Origin of the sequence: Nitrospira sp. NS4 (genome assembly GCF_049546785.1) — a bacterium.
In the GTDB taxonomy this organism is placed as follows: Bacteria; Nitrospirota; Nitrospiria; order Nitrospirales; family Nitrospiraceae; genus Nitrospira_D.
On the sequence record NZ_JBMWAN010000003.1, the window covers coordinates 558,834 to 578,100 of the forward strand.

General features: G+C 59.5%; 20 protein-coding genes. 6 read left to right on the forward strand and 14 right to left on the reverse strand.

Going from position 1 to position 19,267, the window contains the following annotated elements; genetic code table 11:
- Positions 1–81: 81 nt before the first annotated feature.
- The 6 genes from ACO9S2_RS11385 to ACO9S2_RS11410 all read right to left on the reverse strand — a co-directional run bounded on the left by ACO9S2_RS11385 (position 82) and on the right by ACO9S2_RS11410 (position 5,879).
- On the reverse strand, positions 82–1,827 hold the full coding sequence (locus tag ACO9S2_RS11385) for a hypothetical protein (RefSeq protein WP_423722285.1): 1,746 nt from the start codon (positions 1,825–1,827) through the stop codon (positions 82–84).
- Positions 1,828–1,835: 8 nt separating this feature from the next.
- Positions 1,836–2,558 carry an HD-GYP domain-containing protein gene (locus tag ACO9S2_RS11390; RefSeq protein WP_423722287.1) on the reverse strand — a complete coding sequence of 241 codons (723 nt, stop codon included), beginning with the start codon at positions 2,556–2,558 and terminating at the stop codon, positions 1,836–1,838.
- 101 nt (positions 2,559–2,659) lie between these two features.
- On the reverse strand, positions 2,660–3,178 hold the full coding sequence (locus tag ACO9S2_RS11395; protein ID WP_423722289.1) for a hypothetical protein: 519 nt from the start codon (positions 3,176–3,178) through the stop codon (positions 2,660–2,662).
- A gap of 24 nt (positions 3,179–3,202) precedes the next feature.
- Positions 3,203–3,880, reverse strand: a complete 678-nt coding sequence (locus tag ACO9S2_RS11400; RefSeq protein WP_423722290.1) for an FMN-binding protein — start codon at positions 3,878–3,880, stop codon at positions 3,203–3,205.
- Positions 3,877–4,341, reverse strand: a complete 465-nt coding sequence (locus ACO9S2_RS11405) for a hypothetical protein (RefSeq protein ID WP_423722292.1) — start codon at positions 4,339–4,341, stop codon at positions 3,877–3,879. The genes ACO9S2_RS11400 and ACO9S2_RS11405 overlap by 4 nt, the downstream gene beginning before the upstream one ends.
- Before the next feature lie 56 nt (positions 4,342–4,397).
- Complete coding sequence (locus ACO9S2_RS11410; RefSeq protein WP_423722294.1) at positions 4,398–5,879, reverse strand: hypothetical protein; 1,482 nt, start codon at positions 5,877–5,879, stop codon at positions 4,398–4,400.
- Between the two features lie 519 nt (positions 5,880–6,398).
- Here ACO9S2_RS11410 and ACO9S2_RS11415 point away from each other — a divergent pair.
- Together ACO9S2_RS11415 and ACO9S2_RS11420 are read left to right on the forward strand one after the other, a co-directional pair.
- Positions 6,399–6,956 (forward strand): hypothetical protein, encoded by a 558-nt coding sequence (locus tag ACO9S2_RS11415; protein ID WP_423722295.1) that lies wholly within the window; start codon positions 6,399–6,401, stop codon positions 6,954–6,956.
- Between the two features lie 7 nt (positions 6,957–6,963).
- Entirely contained in the window at positions 6,964–8,001 is a 1,038-nt protein-coding gene (locus tag ACO9S2_RS11420) for an FAD:protein FMN transferase (protein WP_423722297.1), read from the forward strand.
- A 31-nt stretch (positions 8,002–8,032) separates the two neighbouring features.
- On the opposite strand, the gene ACO9S2_RS11425 is transcribed toward ACO9S2_RS11420, so the two are convergent.
- From ACO9S2_RS11425 to ACO9S2_RS11455, 7 genes are all read right to left on the reverse strand, one after another.
- A complete protein-coding gene (locus ACO9S2_RS11425; RefSeq protein WP_423722298.1) occupies positions 8,033–9,115 on the reverse strand; it encodes a TonB family protein in 1,083 nt (360 codons plus the stop codon).
- A 65-nt stretch (positions 9,116–9,180) separates the two neighbouring features.
- Positions 9,181–9,558: a biopolymer transporter ExbD gene (locus tag ACO9S2_RS11430; protein ID WP_423722300.1), complete on the reverse strand. Its 378-nt coding sequence runs from the start codon at positions 9,556–9,558 to the stop codon at positions 9,181–9,183.
- The gene (gene exbB / locus ACO9S2_RS11435) at positions 9,539–9,973 is read right to left on the reverse strand and encodes a TonB-system energizer ExbB (protein WP_423722302.1); all 435 of its coding nucleotides are present in this window, start codon (positions 9,971–9,973) and stop codon (positions 9,539–9,541) included. The genes ACO9S2_RS11430 and exbB overlap by 20 nt, the downstream gene beginning before the upstream one ends.
- A gap of 197 nt (positions 9,974–10,170) precedes the next feature.
- Complete coding sequence (locus ACO9S2_RS11440) at positions 10,171–11,283, reverse strand: ABC transporter ATP-binding protein (RefSeq protein WP_423722304.1); 1,113 nt, start codon at positions 11,281–11,283, stop codon at positions 10,171–10,173.
- Positions 11,284–11,312: 29 nt separating this feature from the next.
- Complete coding sequence (locus ACO9S2_RS11445) at positions 11,313–12,896, reverse strand: ABC transporter permease (protein ID WP_423722306.1); 1,584 nt, start codon at positions 12,894–12,896, stop codon at positions 11,313–11,315.
- Positions 12,897–12,911: 15 nt separating this feature from the next.
- Complete coding sequence (locus ACO9S2_RS11450) at positions 12,912–13,916, reverse strand: extracellular solute-binding protein (protein ID WP_423722308.1); 1,005 nt, start codon at positions 13,914–13,916, stop codon at positions 12,912–12,914.
- A 136-nt stretch (positions 13,917–14,052) separates the two neighbouring features.
- Positions 14,053–14,484 (reverse strand): Fur family transcriptional regulator, encoded by a 432-nt coding sequence (locus ACO9S2_RS11455; protein WP_423722310.1) that lies wholly within the window; start codon positions 14,482–14,484, stop codon positions 14,053–14,055.
- A 165-nt stretch (positions 14,485–14,649) separates the two neighbouring features.
- Here ACO9S2_RS11455 and ACO9S2_RS11460 point away from each other — a divergent pair, with 165 nt between their 5' ends.
- Positions 14,650–15,213 carry a hypothetical protein gene (locus ACO9S2_RS11460; protein WP_423722311.1) on the forward strand — a complete coding sequence of 188 codons (564 nt, stop codon included), beginning with the start codon at positions 14,650–14,652 and terminating at the stop codon, positions 15,211–15,213.
- A gap of 104 nt (positions 15,214–15,317) precedes the next feature.
- On the opposite strand, the gene ACO9S2_RS11465 is transcribed toward ACO9S2_RS11460, so the two are convergent.
- Positions 15,318–16,850 (reverse strand): carboxypeptidase M32, encoded by a 1,533-nt coding sequence (locus ACO9S2_RS11465; protein WP_423722313.1) that lies wholly within the window; start codon positions 16,848–16,850, stop codon positions 15,318–15,320.
- Between the two features lie 199 nt (positions 16,851–17,049).
- Here ACO9S2_RS11465 and ACO9S2_RS11470 point away from each other — a divergent pair, with 199 nt between their 5' ends.
- From ACO9S2_RS11470 to ACO9S2_RS11480, 3 genes are all read left to right on the forward strand, one after another.
- A complete protein-coding gene (locus ACO9S2_RS11470) occupies positions 17,050–17,694 on the forward strand; it encodes an O-methyltransferase (RefSeq protein WP_423722315.1) in 645 nt (214 codons plus the stop codon).
- A gap of 68 nt (positions 17,695–17,762) precedes the next feature.
- Positions 17,763–18,662, forward strand: coding sequence for a DMT family transporter (locus ACO9S2_RS11475; RefSeq protein WP_423722317.1), 900 nt, complete (start codon positions 17,763–17,765; stop codon positions 18,660–18,662).
- 195 nt (positions 18,663–18,857) lie between these two features.
- Complete coding sequence (locus tag ACO9S2_RS11480) at positions 18,858–19,250, forward strand: nuclear transport factor 2 family protein (protein ID WP_423722319.1); 393 nt, start codon at positions 18,858–18,860, stop codon at positions 19,248–19,250.
- Positions 19,251–19,267: the final 17 nt, after the last annotated feature.

The window sequence follows — 19,267 nt, forward strand, 5'->3', positions numbered from 1 at the left end:
TGGGAGGGGTCGGCTCCCTCCCACTCCGGTGCCGGCGCGTTGAGCACGCCGGCTGGTCAGGGTGCTTGTCTCAGTCCTTCCTTACTGGTAGTCCTCGTTGAGCGACTTCAGAAACGCCACAACCGACGCCACGTCTCCAGCGGTCAGTGCAATGCCCCCAAGCTGCGTGGCCCCATTGCGGAGCGTCCCTGCTCGCGCTTGGTCGGATGCGCTTCGATAAAACTGAACGACATCATCCAATGTGTCGAACTGCCCGGTGTGCATGTAAGGCGCCGAGTGACCGAGATCCCGGAGGCCAGGTGTTTTGAACCGAGCGATAGCCCGATCGAGTAGGACACCGTCAGAGAGCGGACAGGGTTCCTGGTCGTCGCATAGAAGGGTGCGGATCTTGGCCTGTGGGCCCGGCATGTCCGGATTGGCGAAGACGTTCCAGACTCCGAGATCAGTCAACCCTGGACTAGCCAAAGTGGGAATGGCACGGAAGGGCTCCAATGCCGCAGGGTGGGTCTCCGTTGCTGGGAGGAACTGATCGTAGCTCCCGTTTCGGGCGGCCCAATTCGGAATTGGCAGTCCTGCGAACTGGCCCGCCCCATGAAGGTCGTCGTATTCTTTCTGGGTGGTGCCGGTGTTGTGCAGTTTGAAGTCCGTGAAGTTCGGTGCGGCATGGCATGCGACGCAGTTGCCGATCCTGCCTGCATTCAGTTGGTTCTGTGTGAGGGGAAGTGCTGCCGGTTCCGCGAGGAACATCTTCAACCCTTCCAGCTCCGTTGCTCCAAATTGAAAGCTCTGCGAATGGAACTGAAATTGGCCGTTTGACCTGTTGGGATTGGCGGCCACGAATTGCGGACTGGCCAATCCATTTACGAGCGTTCTGAGGCGTCGGCTGTAATCGAGGGGCGATTCGTTTGCATCCGGCCGGCCGGGCAGCCCATTGAGTTCCAGGAAGACATCGTAGGGTGAGCGAATCGGGGTGCCGTTGTCGTCGGTTTGCGAGAAGAGGAGGCCGTTGACATAGGCGGCCACGACCTTCACGACGGCGTCGAAGATTTCTTGATCGGTGCCCGATCCGATAAACGCACGGAACTGTGGCGGCAGCTTGAATTCATCAGGGATGGCGGCATTCGTGCCGGTAAAGAGCAGCCGATAGGACAGCCCGTCGAATTGCTGTGCCAGATCACCGGATCCATCATCCCCACGGACCACTCGTGCGAGATGCGCGATGGCCTGTGCCTTCTCTCCAGGCAGCCACCCGAAGTTTCTTCCCGTAAAGGTAGCTGCGACCAGGTCTTCCATCGAGTTGAATTCCGCGTCGAAGTGGAACAGGACTCCACCCGGTCGATCCAGGGTCGAATTGACGAGTGCCGGTGAGTTGCGGGGGGCATGAGTCTTTCCGTCGGCCCGTGCGGGAATGGGGCTGCGACGCGCGAAATCGGCGTAGGTCCGCATCCCGCCACCGGGAGCTGTCAGTACGTCATCAACCATGTGGCAGGCCCGGCAATTCATGGACAGTCCTTTAAACGGTCCCGGGTCGATCGGTGCCCCCAGGGTTTCCACGGTATTGACGACGGCGTCGCCTGCATTGGGATCGTTAATGTCGCCGCCGTTGTCCAGGAACACCTTGAACGCCTGGGCAAAGCGGGTTTCGAGGAACAGGCGCTCTCCTACGGCTTGCTCGGCACCTGCCGTGCCGGCTGTGGCCGCTGTCGAAGATGTGCCGGGCGAACTGCTTCCTCCGGAACACCCATATCCGGCAGTCAGGAAGGTAATCCCCAGAAGGGCAAGCAGCGAGTGACCAAGTGTGCGTGTCGGGGATGCATGGCGTGTCATGGTGCGTCCTATTTCATGCGATCAGAAACAATTGATTGACGCGGGGAGTTCAGCGTCGAAATCTGATCATGTCCTCCCTCGATGAGACAATCTTCCAAGAGATGAACCAGTTGGGGATCGAATTGGGTGCCGGATGCGACGCGGATCATTCTCAGCGCAATGCGGTTGCGGAGAGACCGCTCGGAGACCTCAGGGACCAGGATGGCATCGAAGGCGTCGGCGATCGCCAGGATTCTGGCGCCCAATGGGACGTAAGCCCCTTGGATGCCATAGGGATAACCTGATCCATCCCACCGTTCGTGATGATGGGCGATGAGAACCGAGGCCTCTCTCAGGAACGGAAACGGTTCTAGGAGTGTCGCGCCAAGACGGGAATGTTGCTGGATGGCGACGTAGGCTTCTGGCTCAAGCGAGTCTCTGCTCTCGGTGAGGCGGGGTGGGAGCATCAAGAGCCCGATATCGTGAAGAAGGGCAGCCAGCTTGAGATGGTGCAACTCTTCATCCGTCAGCGCAGCGGCCTGTCCGATCCTGAGGGCGACGGCGGCGGTGCGCCGCCCATGCCCGGCCTGCCAGGGAAGGGCGCAATCGATCTCTTGACCGATCTGGCGGACCAGGATGCTTTCGATCTCGCGGCGAGACCCGATCGGAATTCTCAGGCGATCGGTCTTTCGGAGTAATCCCTGTATCTTCAGAACGGCTGGACTCAGCGTTGTGGCGATCGTGAACTGCATAACGTTCCTCTCAAAAACAAAGAGCCCGAGACCACGTCCGTGATCTCGGGCTCTGGGCGAATAACCTCTGGCCGCTCGACTGATTGAACGATCCTGGCTGTTTAGCCGGGACTCGAATGTTTCCCCGCCATTAACGGCTGTTGCAATATCCACATTTCGTAGAGCGGGATGCCCATCATGATCAGGAAGCTGACGGTCATGAGGGTATCTCCGGTCAACATGGTGATCACAAAAATCGGTGACACATAGCTGATCAACCAGGGTGAGATCAGGTCGAGCATCACTCCTCCGAGCCCGCCCCAGGTGACCGCGGCTTTGAGGCGATGACTGGCGTTCGTCAGATACATGACGTGAATGAGGATCATGAACACCACCGGCATGGTGAACAGGTGGAAGTGGGTCACTTCCGCCAATTCACGAAAGGACATGGGCTCGCCAAAGGTCGCGTCTGAGCCGCGGTAATGATCGGCAATCCCCTGTGGGGAAAGCCCCGTCATGCTATGTGCCCAAAAGAACGAAAACGTGAATCCTGCCAGCATCAGCAACAGGAACAGGGTGTACAACAGCCGGATGTGCCGGTCCGAGTCACGGAGTTTGAATCGCTGGTTAAAGTTACGCATAGTGGGACGCGTGGTCCGCTCCTGTTAATTGCCAAAGATGGATGACAAAATGCCCTTGTCGGTCTTGCGGGATGCGACGGTATCACTGCCGAGGCCCGCGGGTTTCAGGTAGAACTCGTCAACCAATACCAAAACCCGCTTGATTCCCGCGCTCATTGAGCGGACCGACATCGTCGCGCCGCTGATGTTGATGATGTCCTTGTTGATGCGGACAGGATCGAGGACCGTCTTGCCTTCATATTGGGTATTGAATCGCTTCTGGCGGATCTCGCTCCCGCGCGACTCACGGAAGACCAGGAGTTCCACGTCGGAAACCCGTCCTTTGGAGTCGACGCCGACCATGTAGGTCATGGGCTTGTGCTTGCCGATGGTGTTTTGGACAAGGGCGTACCCATCGACTTGGGCACCTGTTTCTCCGATGTACACTTCGAAAGAGTCCTCGGGAAACTTCCAGCCGATGCGTTCCTCGATCTGGGCTTTCTTTTCTGGACTGAGCTTGATGGTTTCCTTCCGAACCCGTTCCGACTTGGGAAGCATGATCTTGAGGCCTTCTTCCTCGCTCATGAAGATTTCGGCCATCATCATTTCCTGCTCGGTCAGATAGCGTTTGAGTTCGGCATCCCACACCCGCTCGCTCCATGCGGGTGTCGCCAACGTCGCCATGAGGATTCCATTGAGGACAGCCAACAGCAAATATTTCATGACGATGAACATCCTTTCTCGGCTAATTTGGCGTTCAAGCGGTTGGAAATGTCTCGCATCACTTCTTCCGACGGATCGATCGGCCACCACCTCGTGGCTTGCTGGGTGACGCCACCCTTGGCATGCCACCGCTGACGTGTTTCAGTCACACTGACTGCCGCCACATCGTCGAGGCGGTTCACCGTCGCCGTAAGCCGGGCGCGTTCCCGATTGCCGAATCCTTCCCGCCCAAACGCGCCAAATGTTCGCTCCTTGCCCTCCATTTCAATCCAGGCGGTTTCGATGATGCCCTTCTCTTTATTTTGAGACGTAATGGAATGAGGCTTCAGCGTTTCGACGGTTGCGTCCCAAACCACGTCATAGGAACAGACGTAGTAGTGTTCATGGCTTCCGCTGAATGTGGCGCATCCACCCGTGAGAGCGACCATGAACAAGGCGAGAGAGGAGCGAAGGGCTTGCATATTCATCCTTTTGTCGGGAAGCCCCTTCCTTGTGAGAAGGGGCTTCCCGATACGGCTTAGAAATACGTGGCTGCCGAAATTACGAATGCACTGTCGTGAATCCGCTCGCTGGTATTGGGATTGAAAGCCTTGGGCTGATATTGATAGCTGATTTTGAACACCGCATCTTCAATGGGCCGATAGTTGAGGCCAAATGAAATCTGTTCCAAGTTCCCAAAGCCGCCTGTTCCATTACTGTCATCCAGATTGGTATTGACTCTGTCGTACCTGATCACGGCGGTGAACGTGGACCCCTCGCCAAAGCGCTTGGGTGACCAGGCTCGAAGGAAATCAGGCATAAAATGGTAGTTGCCCTGAATGTAGTAGCCACTCATACGTTGCGGAGGAATTCCGATTCCGCTGTTGCCACCCATTCCGGTTAATAGCGACCCTGGAGAAAACCCAATGGTATTCCCTTGAATCGCTCGTGAATTGTTTCTGGCATAAGCCCAAGCTGCCTCGCCGATGAGTTCAAATGGGCCACGCTGCAGCGTCCAATCGATTGCAGCAATCGACAGGGGATTATAGTTTGATCCCGGCGCGGCGTTCCCATAGTAGCCTGACCCCGCCACTTCAATGCCTAGCATCGGGCTGAAGGCCACACGGCCGGAGACGGCCTTACCGTTATTGATATCGAAGCCGTCGTCCGAAGCGCATTTTCTCTGGCGTGAGGATTTCGTCCCATTCTCCTCATTAATGCGAGGAGTTCCATCGGAATTGTATCCGCAAGGGCCGGTCGTGACATAGAGTTCATAGTCCAACTTACTGGTGCGACCGGGATAAAAGGTTCCATAGAAGCCAGCGCCTGTCTCGGACATGGTCGACGGAATCAAAAACTGGCTGACAAGCGGCCGATCGGTCAAGTCGTTCAACGGTGAGTCGTGGAGTAAGTTAAACTTGCCGATCGGGATTAGCAGAATACCAGCGCGAATATTGAATGGTTCATGGACGAGATAGTCGATGTGGGCAAATTCTAAGCTGATTTCATTGTCACTGGTCCCCCTGATCCCGTGCTCAATCTCAAGCTCTGAAGCAAACTTCACATGCTCAGTAATATCCGCATAAATGAACGGGACGAATCGCTGCTGATCAAAGCCATTCGTGTTGCCACCGTAGCCGTTTTCGATGCTGGCTTTCTGTTGTGCGCGATACTGGATGTCCATGTAGCCGCCGACGATGGCCTTTGGTGCTGAGACAAATGGTTTGGCGTAGACCAAGCGACCTGACCCGCTTGATCCAAAGGACAGGGCCGGCTGAGATTCCGTCCGGCGTTCCTTGGCAACATCCGGAAGGGAGCCGATGCCTGGTTCTGCGGTTTGTCCCGAAACGCCTTCTTTCCTTTCAGTGGCACCCTCGCGCCGTTCATGTTCTTGCAGCCGTTTTTCGACGGCTTCGTCAACAAGCTTCTTGATGTCTTCCGGGGTGATGTCGGCGGCCAAGGCCGGCATAGCCGGCAAACTGGCAATCACGAGAGCCCCGAGGATCGACCGCATCCTCATTGCAAACCTCCATGATGAAGAATGATGGTGATGGTCTGACTCGGGACTCGGCGGTCTCTGGTCGTTGTCTGGTAGTGTGGATGTGTGCCCATGCACTGCGTGAAGCGAGAGGCACGCTCTCGGCATCCTCCTTTCATAGAGAGCATCATGATGCGACGGTGTTCCAGCCTTCGATCGAAGAGAAGGGGATGGTGACGATGCGTTTGCAACGCTTGCACTTGAGCTCCAATCCCCCCCCGACGACTTTGGCCATCAGCTGCCCGCACTCACAGCGGGTTTCGCTATTCCGGCACTCTTCTGTCCGAGGTGTTTTGTGCGTAACCATAGGGCGACGTCATCCTCTAAATGAAATTGAGAACGATTATTAATATCCCGACAGGCCCTCACTTGTCAAGGGCAGGACCTGGGAGGAGTGGGCGAATGCATTCTGACCAAGGTTTACCTATAATTGACGGGCGTAGTCCGATGGAGGCGCGCATAATGAGCAGGGGCTGGATCGTAGGAGTTTCGCTGAGTTGTGTGGCATGTGTGGCCCAGTTGCCTCCGCTTGCGGATGTCGCCGAGCCGAAGGACGGGTTGGTGGTTGGTCGAGTGTCGGCGGTTATCATGGGAGAAAGAGCCCGAAAGTACGAGCCGGAAGTGCGATCCTTCGAGGTGGAGAATCAGGAGTCCCGCGAACGGTTCAACGTCGAGATTAAGTCCGATGATCGACAGTTCTCGATGGCCCTTCCCCCGGGAGACTATCGCCTCAATAGGGTGCAGATCAGTGAAGGTCCATTCATGTCGATGGCGCAGCTGGATGCCGTGTTCTCCGTGGAGTCGAACGTGATGACCTATGTGGGGACATGGCGTTTCGGAGTGGATTCCCCCAAGTATGGACGCAAGATTGTGTTATCGATGATCGAGGACGAGCAGGATATGGCTCGGGCAGGCCAGACGGTGAAGGAGAGTTTTCCGGATTTCGCCGCTGTTCCTATGGTCAGGCGACTTCCCGCCCCTCCCCAGAGCGAGGCCCGGCTGTATGAAGTTATGCCCTATCCCCGCAATCAGCAGTATTTCCGCCGACATAACTGGTAGGAGAATCATGCAGCTTTTCCGTTGGTGTGCCGAGTCGCGTCCCGCCTTTTTGCTCTTGCTGTTACTCACCCTTACTGTTGCCTCAGGCTGCGCCGGGCGGTCGATGCAGCAGGAGCCCGTTGTCGTCAAGCGAACGCAGATGCATATGGGGACGCTGGTCTCAATCACAGCTGTGGCGGCTGATAAACAGGCTGCGCAGACTGCGATCGAGGCCGGGTTTTACGAGATCAAGCGATTAGAGCAGTTGCTGAGTACGTGGATTCCCGGCAGTGAATTGTCCGGGGTGAATCAGGCTGCGGGCAAACACGCTGTGGGCGTGAGTGGTGAAACGCTGGAGTTGGTTCAACGGTCGCTGGATATGGCGCGGTTGACCGAGGGGGGATTCAATATCGCGGTCGGACCGGCGGTGGAGGCCTGGAGCGTGACGGAGCGGCAGCACATTCCCACCCAGACGGAGCTTCAACAGCTAAGATCGGTAGTGGATTGGAAAAGTATTCAGATCGATCCGGAGGCCCGCACTATTTTTCTGCCCCGCCAGGGAATGCGAATTGATGTCGGGGGGATTGGGAAAGGGTATGCCGCAGATCGGGCTGTGGATGTGCTCCGGAAGGCCGGTGCGACAGGAGGTGTCGTCGCTTTGTCAGGTGACATCAAGACATTCGGGGATTTGCCAGGCATGAAGGGGTTTCCGGTCGGGATTCGACATCCTCGACAGGACGGGGTGGTGGTGGCCACGATCGATCTCCAGGATGAAGCGATTTCCACGGCCGGGGATTACGAGCGCTACTTTGAACAGGACGGTATACGGTACCACCATATCCTTGACCCGGTGTCATTGGAGCCTGCGCGCCTGTGTCAGAGTGTGACGGTCATCGCCAGGGAGGGGACCGTCGCAGATGGATTGGATACAGGAATTTTCGTGCTGGGGCCGGAACGGGGGATGGAGTTGGTGGAGCGGTTGCCGGATGTGGAAGCCGTCATCATCGATGTGCAGGGACGCATGATGGTGTCGTCGGGGCTGCGTGACCGACTGCGTTATCCCTAAGCGGTGGATACGGCGTGAAATGAAGAGACTATCAGCGAGCCGTTTTCAGATCGTAACTGATCGAGAATTTGATGGGCCGCTGTGACCGGCCGAGCGGACGTGAGAGTTGAATCGGCGGGCCCTTTTCCACAGCATTCACGGCCGCTTGATCCAGCAGCACATTGCCGGAGCTTTTCGACACCTTCACATCGCTCATGGTTCCGTCGTCATGCAGTATCGCCACGAGGATGACTTTCCCCTGAATGCCTTCCGCTCGCAAGCCGGGCGGGTAGGGCTTCTCTAAGTCCTGAATCCATTTCCCCATCAAGTCGGCCAGCCAGCCGTCATCGGGTTTGGCGACTTTCGATTGGCTTGGCGGTGCGAGCGCCGCCACCTCCTGCCCTGGCGGTGCGGCCGCTTGTTGCGTCGCCGGAGTTTCCTGGCGCCTCGCCTGGTCGCTGAGAGGAGCCGTGTGTGTCGGGGTTATGGGGGAGACCTCGTGTTGTGGGGCAGCTTCTGTCGTGGCCTGCGGTGGCGCTGTCACACTGGGTGCGGGGGCCGTCGGCGCTGCGGCCTGGCGGGACTCCACCGGCGGGGCGGGCTGCTCGGAGGGATGGGGCGAAGACAAAGACGCCGGCGCCGGTGTTTCAACCGTGGGGGCGGGCTTCTGCGCGTCTTCCGGTGTGACGATGGTCTTGGGCGGTGACGGAAGCTGCTCACGAACCGGTTCCGGTGCCGGCTCCAATTTCGCGGGAGCCGCGGTCTGCGGCGGCGGTTGTGGGATCGGTTCAGGCCGAGGCGGTGGAGGAGCCAGGGCCGGAGCAGGGGCCGGTGGAACGGGAGCCACGGGGACCGATGAGGGGCGCGGGGTCACTTCGGCGCGCGATGGTTTGACGAGGGTCTCAGTGGGGGGTGGTTGAGCGGGCGACGGTGTCCGCTGGAGAGGAGGTGCAGTCGCGGCACGTGTCGGCTCAGGGGGAGTCGGCGGCGCGGCGCTTGTCGCAGCCTGAGACGCCGGGCTGGCGACCGGTTCGACCATGGCGACGTCCCACTGGAACGGCTTGGATTGCGGCGCCAGCTGCACCTGTTGCAGAAAAAGTGCGGCTCCGAGCGCGAGCGCTCCGTGCAGACACACCGAGGCCACCCATCCGGCAGTTCTCGCGCCACCGGCTCTTATTCGACCATGGGAATGGGCCATGGTCACAACCGGATCACCTCCAGGCTCACCTGTTGGAATCCGAGCCCGCGCACTTCGTCCACTACGGCAACAAATCGTTCGAGGACCGTCACTTTATCGGCCCGTACTACGACGGCGGACTCGCGCGATTGAGATTCCATCGCCGCGGGCAACCCTCCCTCGGGGACAGGGTTGTCATTGAGGTAGAGCCCCCCTTCCGCAGTCAGGGTAATGACCAAGGGCACATCTTTCCGGTCGCTGACCGATTTGGCCTTGGCGAGATTCACGGGGATTTGGCCGGTGCTGATGAAGGTGGCTGTGGTCAGCACGATGACGAGCAGGACCAGCATCACATCCACGAGCGGGATGACGTTGATTTGATCAACCTGCTGACGATCCATGCTGCACCTTATACTCGGTCAGCAGTTCGCTGACGCGGCGGCGGAGGATGTTGTTCATCACGACGCAGGGAATAGCGACCAGCAGCCCGACCGCCGTGGCCTTCAAGGCCAGGCTGAGACCGATCATGATGGTATTGACCGCCATCGTGCCGGAGGTGCCCATCGTATGAAAGGTCATCATGATGCCGAGTACGGTGCCGAGCAGGCCGATGTACGGCGCGTTAGCCGCCACGGTGCCGATGATTACCAGCCGTTTGGTCAGGGCGATCTCAAGGACCTGGACGTTAGGATACCGGGAAAAGTTGATCGCTCGATAGAACAGCCACCGTTCAACCGCCACGGCGACGGACCAGAGGCTCAAGCCCAGCAACAGGCCGATGATTCCGTAGTCCACCGCGTTTTTCAACGCGTCCATAGGAAGCTCCTTTAGCCCCCGAAGTGAATGGGGCCCGGCAGGGTGAGGGGCCGGCATACCGGTTCATGAATGCCAGATGGAGAAAAGGCCTGTCAACTGGCAGGCAGTTGAAAAAGCCCGCCGGCTTATTGAAGGTTCAGGCTCAGGTTGAGAGAACGCACATTGAATCTTCGCTCTACCATAACTGCGGCCTCAGCCTATCGTGCTTCCGATGCGGCCGGCCCGGGGAAGAGGACGGTGTGGGTGGCCAGCACCCGCAATTCGACGGCGGTGCCTTCGTGATACACGCTCGTGGAGCCGGCGCTGCTATGCACGATCTGGCCCGAAGGGAGACTAACCGTATAGAGGTTCTCCGATCCTCTGAATTGTCGGGCGATGATGTGTGCGCCGGCGCCTTTGGCCGGAGTCAGCTGGATATCGTCTGGCCGGATCATCACCACCACAGGGGCGCCCTCTTCACAGGCGAGCGTGTTTGGAAATTCTCCCAGTTCCGTGTGCACCAGGCCGTTCTGAATTTCGCCCTGAATGAAATCGGCTTGCCCGACGAAATCCGCCACAAAGGGACTCGCTGGCATGTGGTAAATCAATTCCGGCGTGTCCATCTGCTCCAGGCGGCCGTGGTTGAGCACGGCGATCCGGTCGGCCATGGCAAAGGCTTCTTCATGGTCGTGCGTCACGAGGATCGTCGTTGTCTTGGTGCGCCGCAACAAGGCATGCAGTTCCTGACGCATCCGGCTGGCCATGTCCGGATCCAGGTTGCTGAAGGGCTCGTCGAGCAGGAGCACCACCGGGTTCTGCACCAGCGCCCGCGCCAGCGCGACGCGCTGTTGTTGGCCGCCGGAGAGTTCGTGCGGATAGCGCCGGTCGAATCCTTCGAGTCCTGTGAGGGTAAGCATTTCTTGGACCCGGCATTTGCGCTCGCTTCTTGAAAGCTGCTGCAGACCAAACGAGATATTGTCGGCCACCCGCAGGTGCGGGAACAGGGCATATTCCTGAAAGACCATCCCGACGCGGCGCTGCTCGGTGGGGACGGTCAGATTCTGGCTGGACACAAGCCGGCCCGAGAGAAACAGCTCTCCTGCACGGACCGGCTCAAAGCCGGCAATGGCTCTGAGAATCGTGGTCTTTCCGCAGCCGGACGGCCCGAGGAGGCAGAGGATTTCGCCTTCCCGCGCGGCGAAGGAAATCTCGCGAATCGCCGGCTGGCCGGTCTCATAGGCACAGGAGACCGAGCGCAGCTCCAGCACATTGGAGGCCGGTCGATAGAGGTCCGGTTGCATCGGTGCATGGTTGGTTTCAGTCTGTAGCATGGCTTCTTTCCGCTCCCCTTCGCGCCTGATTATGATGTCCGCCAGTCCTTGGACACGAGCAGCCAGAGTGCCGGCAAGCTCAGCAGCACGATCAGCAGGGCCGAGGGAGCCGCCAGTTGAAAATACTCTTCGCTCGCTTCGAGCCATACGCGGATGGCCAGGGTGTCGAATCCCACCGGGCGCAAGAGCAGGGTGGCCGGCAATTCCTTCATCGTCTGGAGAAACATCAAGACCCAGGCGACGATGAAGCCGTTGCGGACAAGCGGCAGGGTGACGCGGCGCCAGGTTTCACGCACGCCGAGTCCCAAGGTCCTGGCCACTTCTTCCAGGTTCGGCGTGATCTGCTGCAGTGCCGGCTCAAGCGACTGGAGTCCGGCCGGAAGGAAGTGGATCACGTAGGCCACGATCAGCAACAGCACCGTCCCGTAGAAAATCGGCATCAGTTTCAGGCACAGCACCAGTACTGCCAGGGCTGCAACCGGCCCGGGCAGCACATACCCGGCGTAGGCGGCCTGGAGGCAGCCGAGATTCAGGAGTGTCGGCCGCCGGCTGGCCAGGTACGCGAGGGGCAGTCCGATGAACACCCCGGCGGTGGCAGCGGCGGCGGCCAGTAGCGCGCTGTTCCAGACGAATCCGTAGAACCGGCTGTCGATGATGGCCAGAGCCTCAGGCGACAAGCTCCATTTCACCAGCAGAAACGCGGGCACGCCGAAGGACATCGCCACAATCCCGCCCAGCAGCGCGGTGATCGACAGAGTTCCGATCCAGCGGCAGCGGATCCGTTGCGGCGGACGATAGCGGCCGGTGGTTTGATAAAAGCGGCTGCGCTGCCGGAACCAGCGTTCGGTAACCAGGAACAGGAGGGCGAGCACGACAAGGAGCACGCTCAGAATACTCGCCGCTGTGTTGTCGGACCGCCCGGTCATCTGCTGGAACACGGCATAGGTCAGGGTCTGGTACCGGAGCAGCGACACGGCGCCGAAATCCGAGACGACATAGAGAACAACCAGGGCCACGCCGGCCGCAATCGAGGGGCGCATCAGGGGCAGCGTCACGCGCCAGAGCGTCATCATGCGGGACACGCCGCTGACCCGGGCCACTTCTTCAAACGACACGTTCAGGCTCAGGAGTGCGGTCCGCGTCAACAGATAGACGAAGGGAAAGGTATCCAGCGCCATGACGAGCGTGGTGCCCCAAAAGCTCTGCGGTGAGACGATGCGGCTTTGCGGTCCCGCCCAGAGCTGCCAGACCTGTTCCACCGGGCCGCCGAATCCTAGGAGATAGGTGTAGACGTAGGCCAGCACATAGGTCGGCATGGCCAGGGGGAGAATCAATGCCGCTTCCCACAGGCGCCGTCCGGGGAAGTCGAACCGTACGACAAGCCAGGCCGTGGAGACGCCGAGGATCAGCGTAAGCAAGGCGACGGCTCCCGCAAGCGAGACGGTGTTGAAGAGCAACTCGGGGATGCGCGTCGCCCAGAGGCGGGACCAGACGGCCGGGTCGGCTGTGACCGCCAGGAGCGTGACGTAGCCCAGCGGGAGCAGGATCAATCCTGCCGTGGCGATCGCCATGAGCTGCAGCGGCGAAGACAGGTGTTGGCGGAGCGTCGTCACCAGGAGCCTCGTGCCTTAGCGGAGGCCCACTTGTTCAATGAGCGTCAACGTCGGCTCCCGGAGTTCGGCCAGCTTCGTCAGCGGGACCATCGCGGCGCGAAAGCTCTTCCGATCAATGAGCGCCGGATCAGCCTTGACCTCCGGATGCAGGGGGTATTCCTTGTCCAGGTCGGCGAACATCTTCTGCCCGGCTTGCGCCACGAGGAATTCGATGAGCAGTTTGGCGTTATCGGCGTGGGTGCTGGATTTGGTGATCCCGATGCCCGTGACATTCATGATCGCCCCCATGGCGCCTTCGTTTTGATCCGGCATGAGGACGGCCAGCGGAGCGGTCGGTTGCGTCGCGAGATGGCGATAGACGTAGTAGTGATTCACGATCCCCATGGCCACCTGGCCTTTGGCGACAGCGTCCACGATCTGGGAGCTTTTTTGATAGACCTGGGATCCTGCGTTGTCGCGCAGCCCGGTCAGGAACTGCCTGGTCCGTTCGTCGCCATGGGTGGCGCGAATGACCGAGACGCCGGCCTGGAGATATTCGCTGCCGGAGTTCGGAATGGCGATTTTGTCTTTCCATTGGGGGGCCGCCAGGTCGAGCAGCGAGTGGACCTGGCCAGGTTTCACCAGCGAGGTGTTATAGACGATGATCCAGAAGCGTCCGGACAGACCGACCCAGCTATTGTCCGCCGCACGGAATTGCGAGGGGATGGCCCGATCGACTTCACGCATATTGAGCGGGCGCAAGAGCCCCGCTCCTCGCGCGAGCTCAAGGCTGCCAGCGTCGTTCGTCAGCAGCAGGTCGGCCGGCGTCCGATCTCCTTCGGCTTTCAACCGGTTCACCAATTCTGTGGTCCCGGAGGACAACAGCTCGATTTGAATACCGGTTTTGGCGGTGAAGGCGTCGAATACGGGCTTGATGAGTCGTTCGGACCGGCCTGAATACACGGTCAACTTGTCGGCGGCCGGCGACGGAGCCGGAGCGAACAGGAATGCGCTCAGGGCGAGGGGGAGTGCGACCAGCATGGCCAGAACAAGCCGTCGACTACGCGATGCCCTCAGAGACTCATGCCGAATGCCGAAGGAAGTCATAGGCGGTCCTCGCTCGGAAAATTGAAATTGATAAATCCTCTCAACAAGTTATCAAAAAAAACGGCGGGGGTCAATGACGGCAGCGGGAACAGAGGCCGTAGAGTTCGAGGCGGTGGGTCTTAATGGTAAACCCGTTGCGGGTGGCCACTTCTTCCTGGAGCTTTTCGATCTCGCAGTTTTCGAACTCGACGATCTTCCCGCAACCGGTGCAGATCAGGTGGTCGTGGTGGCCTTTGTGGGAGATGTTGTCGTATTGCGTCTGGGTGCCGAAATGCCTGGCCTGGGCCAGGCCGGCTTCGCAGAACAGGTTGAGCGTGCGGTAGATCGTGGCCAGGCCTAGATGCGGGTCTTTTTTAGCCAGCTGGTGGTACATCTCTTCCGCCGTGATGTGTTCCTGCTTGAGAAAGGCGTCGAGGATGAGTTCGCGCTGGCGGGTCAGCTTGAGCTGATGCTTCGCGAGATGGTCGCGAAGTATCCCCATTTCTTTTTCGCTTTTAGCCATGGACACCAGCGCTGCCTCCCGTTCGGGCCCCATTTAAGACCAAATGAGGGGGACGGTCAAGGGGACAACAGGAAAAGTCGGATGTCGGTTCACCCACAGGGGTTTGACGGTTCTCCCGGCGGGCGTTTATATTGCGCGCTCTAACCGAACCAATGAGAACGGATCATGCGCAAGCCGAATCAGATCGCGGTGGATCGTGCCCTGTTGCTCTATGTGCTCTCGCTGGCCGAGCCGCACGGGCTGCTGAGCGACGTGAAGCTGCAACAACTGTGCTTCCTCTGTGAACTCCAGACCTTCGGCAAAGGGTTCAAAGGCTTTCACTTCGAATTCTTCCGCTTTGCCTACGGCGCCTTCAGCAAGGATCTGGACAATGACCTGACCTCGCTCCGCCGCAAGGAGCGGGTGGAGAACTTTACGCTGTCCGATCAGGCCAAGGAAGAGGTGCTGCCGCTCCTCCAGAAAGGCATCGAGGGGGTGGAAACCAACGAAAAGATCAAAGAGATCATCGATGCCGTGGTGGCCACGTATGGGCCTCAGGACACGGGTGCCATCACCAATTCAGTTGAATCCGTCGAACTGAGCACGCCGCAACAGCCGGAGTTCAAAATCCCCATTCGCGATATCGTCTTCCACACCACGCTGCTGGTGCCCCATCGCATCGAGGTGCAAGCCGAATTTACCCTCCCGTCCGCCATCCTGGCCAGGCTCAATACGGCGATGGGGTATTGAATACAGGGCGAACAAAGCAGCTAGGCTGAGGCCGAGGGTAAGGTTGAGCGAGGATTATGGGGCCCCACTCAACCTGAGCCTGAACCGTGGCCTTCAGCATTCTGCTAGAGTTGATAGAGTTCCCCGTACTTCTTTTCAAGGTATGCGAGGAACGGTTCTGCGCTGATGCTCTTGCCGGTCACACGCCGGGCTAGATGGTCGGGGGTAAACATCCGTCCCCAGCGATGGATCTTCTGCTCCAGCCAGCGGCGTAACCCCAGCAATTGGCCGGCGGCAATGTCGTCCTCCAGATGGGGGATCTCCAGTTTCGCCTGCTCGAAAAATTGCACAGAGTAGAGATTGCCCAGCGTATAGGTCGGGAAGTAGCCGAACGCGCCGAACGACCAGTGCACATCCTGCAGCACGCCGACGGCATCGGTCAGGGGCGTGATTCCCAGATAGTCCCGCATCTTCTGATTCCAGATCTCCGGCAGATCTTCAGCCCTGGTCCGGCCTTCGATCAGATCCTGTTCGATTTCAAACCGCAGCATGATGTGCAGGTTGTAGGTCAGCTCGTCGGCTTCGACGCGAATGAACGACGGTTTGACGCAATTAATGGCGGCATAGAAGGCCTCCCGGTCCATGCCGTGCAGTTGCTGCGGAAAGGTCTGTTGCAGAATCGGATAGAAGAACCGCCAGAATGCCCGCGAGCGGCCGACGCAATTTTCCCACAGGCGCGATTGGCTTTCGTGAATGCCCAGCGACGCCGATTCCCCGAGCGGCGTCCCGAAGTAGCGCTGATCGAGCCCCTGGTCGTAGAGGCCGTGGCCGCCTTCGTGCACACAACTGAAGAGGCACGATTGCAATTCCCGCTCGTACACCCGGGTCGTAACCCGCACGTCGGTGGGGTGAAACGACGTGGTGAACGGGTGGGCCGAGAGATCCAGCCGTCCCCGTTCGAAATCGTAGCCCATGGCGATGAGGACGAGCCGGCCGAATTCCAGCTGCCGCGCCTGGTCATAGGTATGACGCAGAATGCTGTCATCGATCTGTACGCGGCTTTGGGTCACCCGCTTGAGCAGCGGCACGAGGCCCGCTTTCAGCCCGGCGAACAGGGGCTGTAAGGTCGCGCAGGTCGCGCCCGGCTCGTATTTGTCCAGCAACGCGTCGTAGGGCGACTCTTTGTAGCCCAGGTACTGCGCTTCCTCACGCTTGAGGGAGAGGATTGTGCGGAGATTGGGAAGAAATTGGCTGAATTTACTCTGTTCCTTGGCTTCGGCCCAGACCTGTTGCGCAAGCGAACATTCCCGGCTGAGTTTTACGACGAAGTCGGAGGGCAGTTTCTTGGCCCGGCTGAAGTCGCGCCAGATTTCGCGCAAGAGCGAGCGGGACGGTTCATCCCACAAGTCGCCGGGTTGATCGATCGCCTGTCCGGTCGCCGGGTCCACGACCGAGGCGAGGAGCCGTTCGATCTCCGGGGCAACCAGCTTCTGATGGGCCAGGCCTTCGAGGACAGCGATCTGTTCCGCCCGCGCCTCGCCGCCGCCGGCGGGCATGTGCGTTTCCTGATCCCACGACAGGACCGCTGCCGCGCTGGTGATCCGCTGGATCTCCAGCAGTTTGGTCGTCAAGGGTTCGAGGGTTGCGACAGTCTTCACGCCCGGCCTCCTGGTCAGAATGCGGTGAGGTGTGATGGGTGACGAGTAATGAGACTGGGCTGTGCGGCGGCCGCTCGTGCTCGACGGTCGGACAGGGCTCATCACCGATCACCTATCACTCTTCACGCGAAGGTGATGTATGATTGCGCGCCAGTGTACGCAACCCGGACCGCGTTTTTCAAACGAGTGAGGCTGCAACATGAAGACCCTGGTGGCTCAAGACATTGAAGCCTACGCACAGGCGCATTCCATGCCCGAATCCGATGTGGCCCGCGCCCTCCGCGAAGAGACCCAACGGACGATGGATTATGCCCAGATGATTGTGGGGCCTCTCGAAGGGGCGTTTCTCAAGATGATGGCGCAGCTCATCGGGGCCAGGCGGGTACTGGAGATCGGCATGTTCACGGGCTACAGCGCCCTCTGCTTTGCCGAGGCCTTGCCTGACGATGGTCGGGTCATCACCTGCGAGATCGAGGCCGAGACGGCGGCCCTGGGACGGAAGTATTTTGCCAAGAGCCCGCATGGCCGGAAGATCGAGGTCCGTCTCGCCCCGGCGCTGGAGACGATGCGAGAATTGACCGGGCCGTTTGATCTGATCTTTATCGACGCCGATAAGATCAACTATCTGAATTATTATCGGCGGGCGCTGGATCTGCTCGCACCGCAGGGCGTGATTCTCATCGACAATGTGTTGTGGGATGGCGATGTGCTCAAACAGCCGCCGCCGGATGAGAAGACTGCGGCCATTCAAGAGTTGAATCGCACGGTCGCCAACGATCCGCGCGTGAGCGCGGTACTCGTCACGATCCGTGACGGAGTGCTGGTGGTGCGGAAGAAAGCGTGACGGGTGATGAGTGAAGGCCGCTTCAGCCAAGAGAATAGATACAGAGACGTAACGGGAGGAGTGAGTTCATGGTGCAGCCCTCAACCAGTGCGGCGTACGGAGCACTCTCGCTTGCGGCGGTGCTGTGGGGCGGTTCGATCGTTGCGCAGAAGCTGGCGCTCGGATCGTTTTCCGCCGTGGAAGCCTCTGTGTTGCGCGATATCGGCGGGCTCGCGATTCTGCTGACGACCTGGTGGTGGCAGGAAGGGGCGCTGGCGAGACTCAGCAAGGCCGATCTGGCCACGCTGGGTTTGCTCGGGCTGGGAGTCCTGGGCAACCATCTGTTGATCCTGATGGGGCTCAAGTACGTGAGCGGGGCGGTCGCCGGCGTCATCATCGGCTCGGCTCCCGTGGTCACGGCGCTGCTGTCGGCGGCGTTGATTCAGGATGTGCCGCTTCGGTCGGTCTGGGCGGGGGGGCTGCTGTCTTGCGCGGGCGTCGCTCTGGTTTCGATCGCGGGGTTTCAGGCTGCCGGGGAGCAGCCCCTGCTGGGCAGCGCGCTCGTGTTTCTGGGCGTCGTGAGCTGGGCCCTCTACAGCATCGGCAGCCGCGCCATCATGGATCGGGTCTCGGCCCTGACGGTGAACTGGACGACGCTCCTGGTTGCGACCGTGATCCAAATCCCATTGCTCTGGACCGATCGCAAGATGCTTGATGCGGGTGTGGCATCGGTCACGACACCAGATTGGCTCGCGCTTGGCTACCTTGTGGTGTTTGCCACGGCCGTGGCGCAGCAGGCCTGGTTGTTCGGGGTGCAAGGCATCGGCCCTTCACGAGCCTCGGTCTTGGGGAATCTCACACCGGTGGCAGCGGTGGCTTTGTCCGCGCTCATTCTCCACGAATCGGTCGGCCTGGCCGAGATCGTCGGCATCACCCTCATTCTGGCCGGTGTGTGGGTGGTGGATCGGCAAACCAGGCAGTCTATATAATTTCGGTCTCTTTCCACTTTCTCTCCGCTCTTAAGGGACTTGCCAGGTTATCCTTCCTTGCGCGCATTGACCCAGCACGGTTGTCTTGTGCGCGGGCAGCGAGCAACAAGGATGGCCTGGCGAGTCCCGTTTCCTCCCCCCTCGCCCTCCTCTCTGTGATTGCAGTATGATGGCCTCCCTCAGGGAGGACGCTGCATGCTCGAACAACGGATCGAAGAAGTAACCAAAGCCAATCAGGCGTTTTACGAGGCCTTTGAAAGCCTCGATATCGCCAAGATGGATCGCATTTGGGCGCATCAGGAATATGTGACCTGCATTCATCCGGGCTGGGCGTTGCGCTCGGACTGGCCCGAGGTGCGCGATTCCTGGGTGCTGATCTTCAATAACACCTTCTCGATGAAGTTTGAACTGTCCGAGGTCATGATTCAGGTGGCCGGCGATATGGCCTGGGTGATCTGCGTCGAGAATATCGTCAATCAGCAATCCGATGAGCCGCAGCAGGCCAAAGTGCTTGCGACGAATCTCTTCGAGCGGATCGGCGACGAGTGGCTGCTGATTCATCATCACGGGTCGGCGGTGATGGGGTAGGGGAGGGTGCGGGTCGT

What these genes read in the sequence shown, in the direction of transcription:
- ACO9S2_RS11385 (WP_423722285.1), bottom strand. Translation starts at nt 1,827, where the DNA reads ATGACACGCCATGCATCCCCGACACGCACACTTGGTCACTCGCTGCTT.
- ACO9S2_RS11390 (WP_423722287.1), bottom strand. Translation starts at nt 2,558, where the DNA reads ATGCAGTTCACGATCGCCACAACGCTGAGTCCAGCCGTTCTGAAGATA.
- ACO9S2_RS11395 (WP_423722289.1), bottom strand. Translation starts at nt 3,178, where the DNA reads ATGCGTAACTTTAACCAGCGATTCAAACTCCGTGACTCGGACCGGCAC.
- ACO9S2_RS11400 (WP_423722290.1), bottom strand. Translation starts at nt 3,880, where the DNA reads ATGAAATATTTGCTGTTGGCTGTCCTCAATGGAATCCTCATGGCGACG.
- ACO9S2_RS11405 (WP_423722292.1), bottom strand. Translation starts at nt 4,341, where the DNA reads ATGCAAGCCCTTCGCTCCTCTCTCGCCTTGTTCATGGTCGCTCTCACG.
- ACO9S2_RS11410 (WP_423722294.1), bottom strand. Translation starts at nt 5,879, where the DNA reads ATGAGGATGCGGTCGATCCTCGGGGCTCTCGTGATTGCCAGTTTGCCG.
- ACO9S2_RS11420 (WP_423722297.1), top strand. Translation starts at nt 6,964, where the DNA reads ATGCAGCTTTTCCGTTGGTGTGCCGAGTCGCGTCCCGCCTTTTTGCTC.
- ACO9S2_RS11430 (WP_423722300.1), bottom strand. Translation starts at nt 9,558, where the DNA reads ATGGATCGTCAGCAGGTTGATCAAATCAACGTCATCCCGCTCGTGGAT.
- exbB (WP_423722302.1), bottom strand. Translation starts at nt 9,973, where the DNA reads ATGGACGCGTTGAAAAACGCGGTGGACTACGGAATCATCGGCCTGTTG.
- ACO9S2_RS11440 (WP_423722304.1), bottom strand. Translation starts at nt 11,283, where the DNA reads ATGCTACAGACTGAAACCAACCATGCACCGATGCAACCGGACCTCTAT.
- ACO9S2_RS11450 (WP_423722308.1), bottom strand. Translation starts at nt 13,916, where the DNA reads ATGCTGGTCGCACTCCCCCTCGCCCTGAGCGCATTCCTGTTCGCTCCG.
- ACO9S2_RS11455 (WP_423722310.1), bottom strand. Translation starts at nt 14,484, where the DNA reads ATGGCTAAAAGCGAAAAAGAAATGGGGATACTTCGCGACCATCTCGCG.
- ACO9S2_RS11460 (WP_423722311.1), top strand. Translation starts at nt 14,650, where the DNA reads ATGCGCAAGCCGAATCAGATCGCGGTGGATCGTGCCCTGTTGCTCTAT.
- ACO9S2_RS11470 (WP_423722315.1), top strand. Translation starts at nt 17,050, where the DNA reads ATGAAGACCCTGGTGGCTCAAGACATTGAAGCCTACGCACAGGCGCAT.
- ACO9S2_RS11475 (WP_423722317.1), top strand. Translation starts at nt 17,763, where the DNA reads ATGGTGCAGCCCTCAACCAGTGCGGCGTACGGAGCACTCTCGCTTGCG.
- ACO9S2_RS11480 (WP_423722319.1), top strand. Translation starts at nt 18,858, where the DNA reads ATGCTCGAACAACGGATCGAAGAAGTAACCAAAGCCAATCAGGCGTTT.